Consider the following 13,542-nt stretch of genomic DNA (forward strand, 5'->3'; position numbering starts at 1 on the left):
CGCCCCTTGTATTCTGGACGGACCTGTCCATTTTACGCGCCGAAATCGAAGCGAGCTGTCTCCCCATGGCCCTCCCCGCCTCCCTGAAGAAACGCCTGCCGCTGATCGTCGGCGGCATCGTCGGCGTCGCCCTGATCGTCGGAGGCGTGGTCTGGTGGCAGGGCAAGCAGCGCTGGGAGGCGACCGACAACGCCTTCGTCCAGGCCGACACCGTCCTGGTCAGCCCGCGCATCAGCGGCTCGGTGATCGAGGTCCTGGTAAGGGACAACCAGCGCGTCGAGGCAGGTCAGATCCTGGCCCGTCTGGACGACGCCGACGCCAGGGCGGCCCTGGCCCAGGCCCAGGCCAATCTGACGGCGGTCATGGCCGCGGTCGACAACGTCGACGCCCGCTCAGCCCAGGAACAGGCCACCATTGCTGAGAAGGCGGCCGCCGTGACCCAGGCCCGCGCCCAGGCCGGACTGGCCCGCGCCCAGGTCGACCGCTACGGCAAGCTGGCAGCTGAGGGCTGGGTGTCGCAGCAGCGCATCCAGACCGAGCGCGCCTCGGCCGAAACCGCCGCCGCCTCGGTCGAGCAGGCCCAGGCCGCCCTGACCGCCGAACAGCGCGCCGCCGCCGTCCTCGGCTCGACCCGCAACCAGAGCGTCGCCGCCGTCGAGCAGGCTAGAGCCCTGGTCGAACAGGCCCAGCTGACCCTGGACCGCACCGTCATCCGCGCCCCCGTCGCCGGCGTCGTCGGCGCCCGCGGCGTCCGCGTCGGCCAGGTGGTGCAGGCCGGCGGGCAGATGATGTCCATCGTCCCCCTGCAGGACACCTATGTGGTCGCCAACTTCAAGGAGACCCAGGTCGGCCGCATGCGTCTGGGCCAGGCGGTCGAGATCAAGGCCGACGCCTTCCCCGGCCAGGCCATCGTCGGCCGCGTCGACAGCTTCGCCCCGGCCACCGGCTCCGAGTTCGCCCTGATCCCGGTCGAGAACGCCACCGGCAACTTCACCAAGATCACCCAGCGCGTGCCCGTCCGCATCGTCGTCGACCGCCGCGCTTCGGGCGACCCCATCGCCCTGCGCCCCGGCCTGTCGGTCGAGGTCAAGGTCGACCTGAAGAGCCAGGGCGGCGCCGCCTTCGCCGACGCCCATCTGGGTCAGGTCGCCGTCGCGTCCCTGGTCCCGGTCCGGTGAGAGACGGCGTCCTTCCCGCCGACGGCGCCGCCGTCGCGGAGGCCAAACCCGAAATCAACTGGACGGTGCTGCTGCTCGGCTTCGCCGGCATGGTCATCGGCCAGTTCATGGCCATTCTGGACATCCAGATCGTCGCCGCCTCCCTGCCCCAGATCCAGGCCGGGGTCGGGGCCTCGGCCGACGAGATCAGCTGGATCCAGACCGCCTATCTGATCCCCGAGGTCGTGATGATCCCCCTGTCGGGATACCTGTCGCGCCTGTGGGGCACGCAGAAGCTGTTTCTGGCCTCCTGCATCGGCTTCCTGATCATGAGCGTGGCCGTCGGCCTGTCGTCGTCGGTCGAGATGATGATCTTCTTCCGCGCGCTGCAGGGCTTCCTCGGCGGGGCCATGATCCCCACCGTCTTCGCCGTGGCCTTCACCGCCTTCCCGCCCGAGAAGCGCGTCACCGCCAGCGTCATCATGGGCCTGATCGTCACCCTGGCCCCCACCGTCGGCCCGACCCTGGGCGGCCACCTGACGGAATGGCTCAGCTGGCGCTGGCTGTTCTTCATCAACATCTTCCCCGGCGTCGTCGTCCTCTTCCTGGTCGGCCGCTACGCCCATTTCGACAAGGGCGATCCGTCGCTGGCCAAGGGCTTCGACTGGTGGGGCCTGGGCCTGATGGCCGCCTTCCTGATGAGCCTGCAATTCGTGCTGGAGGAAGGCGCCAGGAACGACTGGTTCGCCGACGACCACATCCTGCTGCTCAGCCTGGTGGCGGCGGTCTGCGGCCCGGCCTTCATCTGGCGCTCGCTGGTCTATTACAATCCGATCGTCGAGCTGCGCGCCTTCGCCAACCGCAACTTCGTGGTCGGCGTCGTCATGACCTTCATCGTCGGCGCGGCCCTGTTCGGCGGCACCTTCCTGCTGCCGCTGTTCCTGGGTCGGGTGCGCGACTATTCAGCGGCCGAGGTCGGCACCACCATGGTCGTCTCGGGTCTGGCCATGTTCGCCATGGCCCCCTTCGCCGGACGGCTGGTGCGGGCGTTCGACCCCCGCGTCCTGATGTTCGTGGGCTTCGGCATGTGCGCCTGGGGGATGTGGGACGCCCGCGCCCTCACCGGCGACTGGGGCTTCTGGGAGTTCGCCGGGGTCCAGGCCGTGCGCGGGGCCGGCGTCATGCTGGCCATGATCGCCTCGCAGCAGGTGACGATGTCCACCCTGCCGCCGCACATGGTCAAGAACGCCTCGGGCCTGGTGAACCTGTCGCGCAACGTCGGCGGCGCCTTCGGCCTGGCCATCCTCAACACCTCCCTGACCCAGAACACCGCCCTGCACATGGTCGAACTGACCAGCGCCATCAATCAGTCGGACGTGGCGGTCAGAAACATGATCGCCGGCCTGGCCCAGCGCTTCTCCGGCTCCATCGACCCGCAGGCCTCAGCGATGAAGGCCTTCTACGGCATGCTGCAGAAACAGGCGACGACCCTGGCCTTCGGCGACGCCTTCGCCCTGCTGGCCGTGGCCTGCGCCTCCGCCGCCTTCGTCACCCTGCTGTCCAAGCCCGGCAAGCCGAACCCTTCGGCCGAACCGTCCGAGATGCACTGATGCCGCGCATTCCCGGTCAGATCGACGAGCGCAAGAGCGAGGCCATTCTTCAGGCCGCCTCGGACCTGTTCGTGGAAAAGGGCGCCGGGGCCTCGATGGCCGAGATCGCCCGGCGCGCGGGGGTGTCGAAACAGACCCTCTACAACCGCTTCCCTTCCAAGGCCGAGATCGGCCGCGCTCTTGCCGCGCGCCGGTCGGACGCCGTCACCGCCCCCTTGCGGGTCCACGACGCGCCCGAGGCGGTTCTGGCCGCCGTCGCCGAGGCCCTGATCACCAAGGTCAGCGAGGGGCACAAGGGCGCCTCCCTGCGCGGCGTCGCCCTGATGTCGCCCGAGGCGCCGGACCTGGCCGCCGCCATCTATGACGCCGGGCCGGGCGAATCCCTGCGCCGTCTGGCCGCCTGGCTGGCCGAACAGGACCGGCTGGGCGTCCTGGCCGTGCCCGACCCGGCCCACGCCGCCGAGATGTTCTCGGGCATGACCCTGGGCCACGGCCATCTGCGCTCCATCCTCGGCGTGCCCCACCCGCCCGTCGCCGACGTGCACGCCCGCGCCCGGGAGATCGCGCGGCGCTTCTTCCGCGCCTTCGCCCCGGACTAGCCGTCTCCGGTTTGGCCCTTTCGCCGGATCGGCGTAAAGGCCCGGCAAGCCCTGCCCCTTCGGAGTCCCCCATGCTGATCCACCTGTCGTCCTGGCCCGAGATCGACGCGCGCCTGAAATCCGGCGCCGCCCTGTCCAAGACCGTCATCGTGCCGATCGGCTCGAACGAGCAGCATGGCCCGACCGGCCTTCTCGGCACCGACTGGCTCTGCCCGGAAATCATCGCCCACGCCGCCGAGAAGGGCGACGAGAGCCTGATCATCGCCCCGACCTTCAACATCGGCATGGCCCAGCATCACCTGGCCTTCCCGGGCACCATCTCCCTGCGCCCCTCGACCTTCATGGCCGCCATCACCGACTGGGTGTCGTCGCTGGCCCGTCACGGCTTCGAGCGGATCTATTTCCTCAACGGCCACGGCGGCAACATCGCCACCATCGAGGCGACCTTCGCCGAGATCTACGCCGAATGGTCCTTCGTCGAGGAACAGCCCCCGTTCGTGCTCAAGCTGCGCAACTGGTGGGACCTGCCCGGCGTGCACAAGCTGTGCGAGGAGATCTTCCCCGTCGGTCACGGCGCCCACGCCACCCCGTCGGAAATCGCCGTCACCCAGGCCGCCTATCCCGACCACATCAAGATCGCCGACTACAGCCCCAAGATCGCCCCTATGGGTCCGATCCGCGACGCGCTCGACTACCGCGCCCGCTTCCCCGACGGCCGCATCGGTTCGGACCCGGCCCAGGCCAGCCCCGAGACCGGCCAGCGCATCATCGACGCCTCGATCCCGGCGCTGATTCAGGACGTCTCGGCCTTCGCCGCCGAAGTCCTTCCTTGAGCCTGGGGGCCTGATCCGCTTGCCCTGTCAGTGGAACAGGCCCACGGTCCCCGCATGAACCCCATCGATCGCGCCGCCCGCACCGCCCGCGCCGGACAGGAGACCGCCGAGGCTTCGGCCCAGGTCATCGCCCGCCGTCTGGCCATCATGGGCGAGGCCCTGGCCGATCCCCTGCGCGCCGATCACGCCGAACTGGGTCGGATGGGCGTGGAAAAGGTCGAGGCCCTGACGGCCTCGGCCGGGGCCGTGGCGGCCGGCGCGCTGGATCTTGCCGATCAGGGCCGCCGCATCGCCGACCGCGAGGGCCTTGAGGCCTCGGCCCATCTGGCGCGGCTGTCGCAGACCGACAGCCTGGCCGGGGCGGCGGCGCTGCAGGCCGCCTGGGGCATGGGCGTCTGGTCGCGCGCAGTCGCCGACGGCTGGGACATGGGGAACGCCATGCTGAAGCTGCAGGCCCAGGCCCTGTCGCCGATCCACGCCGCCGCCGTGGCCAACGCCAAGCGCCTGAAACCCTAGCTCAAGGCAAGATGATGAGCGGCGTGATGGAACGCCGCCCCGACCTGCGGTGTTGCTTGCTGTAGTCCAGCAAGGAGCCTGACATGGCCGAGCAAGACCCCAAGAAGACCGACCCGCACCCCGGCATGATGGGCGACGGCACTGAAGAGCAGAACCTCAACCAGCCCGGCGATCCGTCCAAGCGGATCACGGAAGAAGAGGTCGACGAGGCCTTCACCAAGGATCCGAAGATCGTCCCCCGGAAATAGACCGCTTCAGGCGGTACGGATGATCCCGCCCCTGGCCTCGACCGGCCAGGGCGTCAGCTTGCCGCCTGCGCACGGTCCGCCGACACAGGCGCCCGACAGCGGCTCGAAGATCGCTCCGTGCCAGCCGCACATGATCAGCGACCCGTCCGGCGTCAGATAGCGGTCCAGCTCCATGGCGATGGGGAAGCCCGCGTGCGGGCAGCGGTCGATCCAGCCGGCGACCTGGCCGTCCTTCCTGACCACGAAGCCGTGGAAGAAGGCCTCGCCGATCTGCAGCACGAAGCCGCGCGAGCCGGGGTCGGCGATGTCGTCCTCGGCGCACAGGGCCACGTTCGGCGGCGTCGTCCAGACGCGCTTGCGCTCCTCCGGCGCCGCTTCCCCTGGCTCGGACACTATTCGCGTTCGGGCTTGAGCGGCCGGGTCAGCAGGGCCTCGATGGCGGCGTCCACCGTGGTCTCGCCCGCCAGGACGGCGGCGACGGCCTCGCAGATGGGGGTCTCGACGCCCAGGCGACGGGCCAGTTCGCGCACGGCGGGCGCGCTCTCATAGCCCTCGGCCACCGAGCGCTTGCCGGCCAGGGCCTGTTCGACGCTCATGCCCTGGCCCAGGGCCAGGCCCAGGCTCATGTTGCGCGACTGCGGACTGGAGCAGGTCAGGACCAGATCGCCCAGGCCGCACAGGCCGGCGACCGTCTCGGCCTTGCCGCCCAGGGCCTGGGCCACGCGGACGATCTCGGCGAAGCCGCGGGTGATGACGGCGGCGTGGGCGCTGCGGCCCAGTTCGCGGCCTTCGACGATGCCGCAGGCGATGGCCAGGACGTTCTTCAGCGCCCCGCCCGTCTCGGCCCCGATCAGGTCGTCGGCCAGATAGGGGCGGAAGACCGGACCCGACAGGGCCGTCGCCAGGGCGACCGCCATGTCCTCGTCCTCGCAAGCCAGGGTCACGGCGCTGGGCAGGCCGCGCGCCACCTCGGCGGCGAAGCTGGGACCGGACAGGACGGCGGGCGTGGCCGAGGGGATCGTCTCGGCCAGAACCTCGGTCATCAGCTTCAGCGAGCCGCGCTCGATGCCCTTGGCGCACAGGACGATGGGCAGGCCGGGCCGGGCGTAGGGAGCGAAGGCGGCCAGGGTGGCGCGCATGTGCTGGGCCGGGGGCACGGCCAGAATCAGGTCGCAGTCGGCCAGATCCGCCAGATCCGCGGTGACGTTGATCGCCGCGTCCAGCTCGATGCCCGGCAGGAAGGCCTCGTTGACCCGCCGCGCGCGGATGCTCTCGATCACCTCAGGCTCGCGCGCCTGCAGCACGACCGCGAGGCCCGCCGCCGCTGCGCTCTGCGCCAGGGCCGTGCCCCAGGCGCCGCCGCCGATTACGCCTGCCGTATGAAATTCCATGTCTTCTCCGGTCCCCCGACCACCGCGCGGACGAAGGGCCGTCAGGCCTTCGCGCCCTTGCGGCCCGTTTTCTTGTGCACAGGATCGGCGTTCGCGCGCGCCTCGTCCAGAGGCCATCGCGGCCGGGCGGCGACATCGATGTCCGAGGTCAGGCCTTTTTCCAGCCGTTCCGCCCCCGCCAGGGCGATCATGGCGGCGTTGTCGGTGCAATAGGCCATCGGCGGGGCCAGGAAGGCGAAGCCATGCCTGGTCGCCAGGTCCTCCAGCGTGCGCCGGACCGTCTTGTTAGCAGCGACGCCCCCGGCCACCACGAAAAGAAGCTGCTCATGCTGTTCGGCATAGGCAAGCATGGCCCGCTCGGTCCGCTCCGACAGCTGACGAGCAATCGCCTTCTGCACCGCATCGGCCAGATCGGCCCTGTCCTGATCCGTCTCGCAGGTCTGGGCCAGCCGCGAGGCCGCCGTCTTCAGTCCCGAGAAAGAGAAATCGCAGTCCTTGCGGCCCAGCAGCGCCCGCGGCAGGTCGAAGCGCGACCCGTCGCCGGACGCGGCCAGCTTCTCCAGCGCCGGCCCGCCCGGATAGCCCAGCCCCATGGCCTTGGCGATCTTGTCGAAGGCCTCGCCCGCCGCGTCGTCGATGGTGGTGCCCAGCCGGCTCATGTCGCCGATGCCGCGCACCTCCAACAGCTGGCAGTGCCCGCCCGAGACCAGCAGCAGCAGGAAGGGATAGGTCGTCTCCGCCCCCAGCCGCGCCGAAACCGCGTGGCCTTCCAGATGGTTGACCGCGATCAGCGGCAGGCCGCGCGCCAGGGCTGTCGCCTTGCCGTAGGACAGCCCCACCATGACCCCGCCGACCAGACCCGGCCCGGCGGTCGCCGCCACGCCGTCCAGGGCGGCGTAGTCGATCCCGGCCTCAAGCATGGCCCGGCGCGCCACCCCGTCGATCATCTCGACATGGCTGCGAGCGGCGATTTCCGGCACCACGCCGCCAAAGGCCGCGTGTTCCTCGATCTGGCTGTGAATGACGCTGGACAGGACCTCGGCCCCGGCCGCCGACAGGCGCACCACCGAGGCGGCGGTCTCGTCGCAGCTGGTCTCCAGACCCAGAACCGTCAGCACGGCGCCGGGGGCGCGGCCTTCAGTCCCAGTGGGCCGGGACGCGGGCTTGGTTGCCCCCGTCGTTCCGCTGCTATAGTCCGCGCCAGTGTTCATCGGGTCGAGGTAGCGGCCCGTCCCCCCTTTCGCAACGGCTGCGCGACCTCATGACCCCGCTTCTTCGCATCGGCACCCGCCGCTCCAAGCTGGCGCTGGCCCAGTCCGGCATGATGCAGCGCGCCATCGGCCGCGCGCTCGGCGTGGCTGAGGCCGACATCGAACAGTTGGTCCCCCTGGTCGAGATCGTCACCACCGGCGACCGGGTTCAGGACCGCCGCCTGCTGGAAATCGGCGGCAAGGCCATGTTCACCAAGGAGATCGAGGAGGCCCTGCTGGACGGCCGCGTCGACGTCGCCATCCATTCGATGAAGGACGTCCCCGCCGAACAGCCCGAGGGTCTGGCCATCGCCGCCGTGCCCGAACGCGAAGACGCCCGCGACGGCTTCATCAGCGAGTATTTCGCGACCTTCGCCGACCTGCCCCACGGCGCCCGCCTCGGCACCGCCTCGCTGCGCCGGCAAGCGCAGGCCCTGGCCCTGCGTCCCGACCTGCAGATCGAGATGCTGCGCGGCAATGTCGACACCCGCCTGCGTCGCCTCAAGGACGGCGACTTCGACGCCATCCTGCTGGCCTGTTCCGGCCTGAACCGCCTCGGCTTCTCCGAGGTGATCCGCGAGCGCCTGTCGCTCGACGATTTCCTGCCCGCGCCGGGCCAGGGCGCCCTGGCCATCCAGACCCGCGAGGACGACGCCGACGCCGACTGGACCCGCGTCCTCAACCACGACCTGACGGCCCTGGCCGTCGCCGCCGAGCGCGGCGCCATGTCGGCGCTGGAGGGCTCGTGCCGCACCGCCATCGGCGCCCACGCCGTGATCGAGCATGGCGTCCTGCGCCTGACCACCGAAATGCTCAGCCCCGACGGCTCGGCCCGCTGGCGCCGCGCCGGAGAAATCTCGGGCGTCACGGCCACGACCGCCCTCGACCACGCCCGCGTCCTGGGCCAGCGTCTCGGCGCCGAGGTTCACGCCGAAGCCGGCGACCAGAAGATCGACCTCTAGGCCATGCGGCCGATCCGCCGCGTCTGGATCACCCGCGCCCAGCCCGGCGCCGCGCGCACCGCCGCCCGGCTGACCGCGCTGGGGTTCGCGCCCGTGGTCGCGCCGCTGCTGACCATCCGCCCCCTGCCCGAGGCCCTGGCCGACGCCCCCGACCTGACCACGGTCGCCGCCCTGGCCTTCACCAGCCCCAACGGCGTCGAGGCCTTCGCCGCCCTGACGCCTCACTTGCGCGACCGCCCCGTCTTCGCCGTCGGCGACGCCACCGCCGAGGCCGCCCGCGCGGCGGGCTTCGCCGACGCCCGCTCGGCCGCCGGCGACATCCACGCCCTGGCCCGCCTCATCAACGCCAGCCCGATCAAGGGCCTGATCCTCGCCCCCGGCGCCCGCGAGCCGGCCGGCGACCTGCCCGCCCTGCTGCCCGACCACGACGTCCAGCGCCTGCCGGTCTACGCCGCCGAGGAAACCGGCGCCGTCGCCCCCGCCGATTTCGATACGGTCCTGCTCCACTCCCCTCGCGCCGCCCGCGCGCTCGCGACGGTCCTGACGCCCGACGCCGCCGCACAGCGCCTCGCCGTCTGCATTTCCGCCGCCGCCGCGGCCCCCCTCGCCGCCCTCGGCTTCGCCGAAATCCGCACCGCCGACGCACCCGAAGAAACATCCATGCTGACAGCGCTTGGCAAGTCCGCCGGACCCGTATAAAGACCCCACCTCGCGCGGCTCTCCGACACTTTGTTGGGCCGCCGACCGGAGCCGCTTTAGCTCAGCCGGTAGAGCACATCATTCGTAATGATGGGGTCAGGTGTTCGAGTCACCTAAGCGGCACCACTTCCTTCCAGACATGGATATCCGCCGATGTTCGCCCTTGCAGGCGGCCGTCGCACGTCTGTGCGCGTCCCTGCGCGTCTGTGATTTCGCGCCGCGCTGCGGACATCCCTTGAACGTATAAGCATATCTTTATATGTCTGTCGGCCTCACCGTCTTGCAGGAGCCTGCCTTGGCCCGTTCGTCGTTTCTGTTTACCTCCGAGAGCGTCTCGGAAGGCCATCCTGACAAGGTCGCGGACCAGATTTCCGACTCGATCGTCGATCTGTTCCTGTCGAAAGACCCCGAGGCGCGCGTGGCGTGCGAGACCCTGACGACGACGAACCTGGTGGTGATCGCCGGCGAAATCCGCGGCAAGGGCATCATGGACACGGAGGGCAACTGGGCCCCCGGCGTCGAGCAGGAGATCGAGGATACGGTGCGCGGCGTGGTGCGCGACATCGGCTATGAGCAGGACGGCTTCCACTGGAAGACCTTCCGCTTCGAGAACAACCTGCACCCGCAGTCGGCCCACATCGCCCAGGGCGTCGACGCCGGCGAAGACAAGGACGAGGGCGCGGGCGACCAGGGCATCATGTTCGGCTACGCCTCGAACGAGACGCCCGAGCTGATGCCGGCCACCCTGCAGTACAGCCACAACATCCTGAAGGCCCTGTCCGCCGCCCGCCATTCCGGCCAGGAGCCGGGCCTGGAGCCCGACGCCAAGAGCCAGGTCACGCTCTACTACGAGAACGGCCGCCCGACGCGCGCGACCTCGATCGTCGTCTCGACCCAGCACAAGGACGGCCTGAGCCAGGATCAGGTCGCCGCCATCGTCAAACCCTATGTCGAGAAGGTGCTGCCCGCCGGCTTCATCACCAACGAGACCGAGTGGCACATCAACCCGACCGGCACCTTCGTCATCGGCGGGCCTGACGGCGACGCCGGCGTGACCGGCCGCAAGATCATCGTCGACACCTACGGCGGCGCGGCCCCGCACGGCGGCGGCGCCTTCTCCGGCAAGGACCCGACCAAGGTCGACCGCTCGGCCGCCTACGCCTGCCGCTACCTGGCCAAGAACGTGGTCGCCGCCGGCCTGGCCGACCGCTGCACCATCCAGATCAGCTACGCCATCGGCGTGTCCAAGCCCCTGTCGGTCCACGTCGACCTGCACGGCACCGGCAAGATCGACGAGGCGGTGCTGGAGACCGAACTGCCCAGGCTGATCGGCGGCGCCTCGCCGCGCGCCATCCGCGAGCACCTGGGCCTGAACAAGCCCATCTATCGCCGCACCGCCGCCTACGGCCACTTCGGCCGTACGCCCGACGCCGACGGCGGTTTCAGCTGGGAGAAGACCGATCTGGTCGACCAGCTGAAGGCCCTCGCCTGAGGCCTGTAAGCGCCTGAAAAACGGAGGGCGTCGCGGTTTCAGCCGTGGCGCCCTTTTCGTATGCGGCGGCCCCGCCGCAATCATGCCCTTGCATCACGGGGCGTCTGGTCCTTTAAGCCAGCCGAACACGCCTCCCCGCGTTTCCTGAAAGGATGTTTCGACCGATGACCTCGCCCGCCCCCAAGAAAGTCGTCCTCGCCTATTCGGGCGGGCTGGACACGTCGATCATCCTGAAGTGGCTGCAGACGGAATACGGCGCGGAGGTCATCACCTTCACCGCCGACCTGGGCCAGGGCGAAGAGCTGGCCCCCGCCAAGGAGAAGGCGCTGAAGCTGGGCATCAAGCCCGAGAACATCTTCATCGACGACCTGCGCGAGGAGTTCGTGCGCGACTTCGTCTTCCCGATGTTCCGCGCCAACGCCCTGTATGAAGGCCAGTATCTGCTCGGCACCTCGATCGCGCGTCCGCTGATCGCCAAGCGCCAGATCGAAATCGCCCGCCAGCTGGGCGCCGACGCCGTCTGTCACGGCGCCACCGGCAAGGGCAACGACCAGGTCCGCTTCGAGCTGGGCTACTACGCCCTGAACCCCGACATCCACGTCATCGCCCCCTGGCGCGAGTGGGAGTTCCGCAGCCGCGAGGCCCTGCTGGACTTCGCCGAGAAGCACCAGATCCCGATCTCCAAGGACAAGCGCGGCGAGGCCCCCTTCTCGGTCGACGCCAACCTTCTGCACTCCTCGTCCGAGGGCAAGGTGCTGGAAGATCCCGCCGTCGAGGCCCCCGAGTTCGTGCACCAGCGCACCCTGTCGCCGGAAGCCGCCCCGGACGTGGCCACCGTCATCACCATCGGCTTTGAAAAGGGCGACGCCGTCTCAATCAACGGCGAGGCCATGAGCCCGGCGACCCTGCTGACCGCCCTGAACCAGTACGGCCACGACAACGGCATCGGCCGTCTGGACCTGGTCGAGAACCGCTTCGTCGGCATGAAGTCGCGCGGCGTCTATGAGACCCCGGGCGGCACCATCCTGCTGGCGGCCCACCGCGGCATCGAGTCGATCACCCTCGATCGCGGCGCCATGCACCTGAAGGACGAACTGGCGGTCAAATACGCCCACCTCGTCTACAACGGCTTCTGGTTCTCGCCCGAGCGCGAGATGCTGCAGGCCGCCATCGACTACAGCCAGCAGAAGGTGTCCGGCACGGTCCAGGTCAAGCTCTACAAGGGCAACGCCACCGTCATCGGCCGCGAGAGCGAAAACAGCCTCTATGATCAGGACCTGGTGACCTTCGAGGAAGGCGTCCAGGCCTATGACCACAAGGACGCCGCCGGCTTCATCAAGCTGAACGCCCTGCGCCTGCGCGTCCTGGCCAAGCGCGACGCCCGCACCAAGGGCTAAGCCCTAGAAGCCTCAAGGCCGGGCGATCCTCAGGATCGCCCGGCTGCGGTCGTCCGTGACCCAGATGGACCCGTCGGCGGCGACCGCCATGACCACCGGCGAGCCGCGCGGCTGACGCCCGGCCACGCGATCCCAGCCCGGCGTCAGCACCTTGCCCTTCACGCTCGGCGCCCCCGCCGGATAGGCCAGCGACCCGCGCGGATAGACGGCGTAGCGCCCGCCTATGTCGGTCAGGGGAACGCCCTGCGCATCCGTCTCCACCGCCGTGATCCGCCCCGCCGTGCGGCGATAGCCGTGCCAGGTCATCAGCAGCCGCCCGCGCAGCTCCGGGAACATCGCCCCCTCGTAATAGATCATGTCCAGCGGCGCCGCGTGCGGCGGCAGCAGGGCGACGGGCTTGTCCCGCTCGCTGCAGCGCGCCTGGCGCGCCGGCCAACCCGGCAACGGCGTCTGCAAATCCACGCAATAGGGCCAGCCGTAATGGCCGCCCTGCCGCAAGACATTGACCTCGTCGAACGGATGCTCCGCCGTCGGCAGATCGACCGAGTTCTCGGCCTGCATGATGGTTCCCGACGGGTGCCGCACCAGGGCGATGGAGTTGCGCAGACCCGAGGCGAAGACTGTGCTCTCCTCGGCCCAGCGCCCATTCCCCAGATAGGCGTGACGCCGCACCTGGGCGGTCGCGGCCTCCTCGACGCAGGCCCCGCGCGCGTCCGTCCTGGGCTTGCCCGCCGCGTCCAGACAGCGATCGCTGGGCGCCCCGACATTGACCAGCAGGTCGCCGTTCCCGTCGAAGACGAAGCTCGACAGCGGGTGGCGGTTGTCGTGCAGCCGGTTGTCCGGAAGGCCGCCGATCACGGTCCGCACGCTCGCCCCCGGATCGGCCGAATCCGGGTCCAGCGTCAGGATGCGGTTCATCTCGGACACATAGACGCGCCCGTCCGGCCCCCGCGCCACCGTGTGCGGCATCGACAGGCCGCGCGCCAGCCGTCGCCAGCGCACAGCCCCGTCGCTGGCGACCGACAGCCGCCAGACCGCGCCCCGGCCCGCCTCCCAGCCGCCCAGGTCCGTGACCAGCCAGTCGCCGTTCGGCAACTGCATCAGACCGCGCGGCATCCGCGGCCCTTCGGCGCCCGCCCCCTGCCAGACCAGACCCAGGCAAAGACCCGGCGTCATCCGCACCGTGGTCGCGGGTCGCCCGCCGCAGTCGCCGGAGGCGGCGTAGGCGCGCGTCTGAGCCTCCGCCTGGGAGCCGCCAAACAGCAGGCCGAGCGCGACAGACAGGCCGAAAAGAGCGAAAGAGGGTTTCATGTCGCCATGCTGGCGCTTGCCCTCGGCCTCTGACAAGGCCAACCTTGAGATGTGATCGACCGATACGGTCGGTGTTG

General features: G+C 70.0%; 14 protein-coding genes and 1 tRNA gene. 11 read left to right on the top strand and 4 right to left on the bottom strand.

The window, feature by feature from the left end:
• Nucleotides 1-65: 65 nt before the first annotated feature.
• From AC3IS2_RS14035 to AC3IS2_RS14060, 6 genes are all read left to right on the top strand, one after another.
• Nucleotides 66-1,178 (top strand): HlyD family secretion protein, encoded by a 1,113-nt coding sequence (locus tag AC3IS2_RS14035; RefSeq protein WP_489198399.1) that lies wholly within the window; start codon nt 66-68, stop codon nt 1,176-1,178.
• Nucleotides 1,175-2,767 (top strand): DHA2 family efflux MFS transporter permease subunit, encoded by a 1,593-nt coding sequence (locus tag AC3IS2_RS14040; protein WP_489198400.1) that lies wholly within the window; start codon nt 1,175-1,177, stop codon nt 2,765-2,767. The genes AC3IS2_RS14035 and AC3IS2_RS14040 overlap by 4 nt, the downstream gene beginning before the upstream one ends.
• Complete coding sequence (locus AC3IS2_RS14045; protein WP_489198401.1) at nt 2,767-3,366, top strand: TetR/AcrR family transcriptional regulator; 600 nt, start codon at nt 2,767-2,769, stop codon at nt 3,364-3,366. The genes AC3IS2_RS14040 and AC3IS2_RS14045 overlap by 1 nt, the downstream gene beginning before the upstream one ends.
• Before the next feature lie 71 nt (nt 3,367-3,437).
• Complete coding sequence (locus tag AC3IS2_RS14050) at nt 3,438-4,199, top strand: creatininase family protein (protein ID WP_489198402.1); 762 nt, start codon at nt 3,438-3,440, stop codon at nt 4,197-4,199.
• Between the two features lie 54 nt (nt 4,200-4,253).
• Nucleotides 4,254-4,715 (top strand): phasin family protein, encoded by a 462-nt coding sequence (locus AC3IS2_RS14055; RefSeq protein ID WP_489198403.1) that lies wholly within the window; start codon nt 4,254-4,256, stop codon nt 4,713-4,715.
• Nucleotides 4,716-4,798: 83 nt separating this feature from the next.
• Nucleotides 4,799-4,963, top strand: a complete 165-nt coding sequence (locus tag AC3IS2_RS14060; protein ID WP_489198404.1) for a hypothetical protein — start codon at nt 4,799-4,801, stop codon at nt 4,961-4,963.
• 6 nt (nt 4,964-4,969) lie between these two features.
• Here AC3IS2_RS14060 and AC3IS2_RS14065 read toward each other — a convergent pair whose 3' ends face one another.
• From AC3IS2_RS14065 to tsaD, 3 genes are read right to left on the bottom strand one after another with little or no spacing between them, the layout of a single operon-like run.
• A complete protein-coding gene (locus AC3IS2_RS14065; protein ID WP_489198405.1) occupies nt 4,970-5,356 on the bottom strand; it encodes a Rieske (2Fe-2S) protein in 387 nt (128 codons plus the stop codon).
• Nucleotides 5,356-6,354: an NAD(P)H-dependent glycerol-3-phosphate dehydrogenase gene (locus AC3IS2_RS14070; RefSeq protein ID WP_489198406.1), complete on the bottom strand. Its 999-nt coding sequence runs from the start codon at nt 6,352-6,354 to the stop codon at nt 5,356-5,358. The genes AC3IS2_RS14065 and AC3IS2_RS14070 overlap by 1 nt, the downstream gene beginning before the upstream one ends.
• 41 nt (nt 6,355-6,395) lie before the next feature.
• Nucleotides 6,396-7,565 carry a tRNA (adenosine(37)-N6)-threonylcarbamoyltransferase complex transferase subunit TsaD gene (gene tsaD / locus AC3IS2_RS14075; protein ID WP_489198407.1) on the bottom strand — a complete coding sequence of 390 codons (1,170 nt, stop codon included), beginning with the start codon at nt 7,563-7,565 and terminating at the stop codon, nt 6,396-6,398.
• 50 nt (nt 7,566-7,615) lie between these two features.
• On the opposite strand from tsaD, the gene hemC reads away from it, so the two are divergent.
• From hemC to AC3IS2_RS14100, 5 genes are all read left to right on the top strand, one after another.
• Complete coding sequence (hemC, locus tag AC3IS2_RS14080; RefSeq protein WP_489198408.1) at nt 7,616-8,566, top strand: hydroxymethylbilane synthase; 951 nt, start codon at nt 7,616-7,618, stop codon at nt 8,564-8,566.
• A 3-nt stretch (nt 8,567-8,569) separates the two neighbouring features.
• A complete protein-coding gene (locus tag AC3IS2_RS14085; protein ID WP_489198409.1) occupies nt 8,570-9,265 on the top strand; it encodes a uroporphyrinogen-III synthase in 696 nt (231 codons plus the stop codon).
• Between the two features lie 50 nt (nt 9,266-9,315).
• Nucleotides 9,316-9,391: transfer RNA gene (locus AC3IS2_RS14090), tRNA-Thr, on the top strand.
• 169 nt (nt 9,392-9,560) lie between these two features.
• On the top strand, nt 9,561-10,757 hold the full coding sequence (gene metK, locus AC3IS2_RS14095; protein ID WP_489198410.1) for a methionine adenosyltransferase: 1,197 nt from the start codon (nt 9,561-9,563) through the stop codon (nt 10,755-10,757).
• Nucleotides 10,758-10,921: 164 nt separating this feature from the next.
• On the top strand, nt 10,922-12,154 hold the full coding sequence (locus tag AC3IS2_RS14100; RefSeq protein ID WP_489198412.1) for an argininosuccinate synthase: 1,233 nt from the start codon (nt 10,922-10,924) through the stop codon (nt 12,152-12,154).
• Nucleotides 12,155-12,166: 12 nt separating this feature from the next.
• On the opposite strand, the gene AC3IS2_RS14105 is transcribed toward AC3IS2_RS14100, so the two are convergent.
• On the bottom strand, nt 12,167-13,465 hold the full coding sequence (locus AC3IS2_RS14105; RefSeq protein ID WP_489198413.1) for a PQQ-dependent sugar dehydrogenase: 1,299 nt from the start codon (nt 13,463-13,465) through the stop codon (nt 12,167-12,169).
• Nucleotides 13,466-13,542: the final 77 nt, after the last annotated feature.

It is taken from the genome of Brevundimonas sp. KH_025 (genome assembly GCF_057839885.1).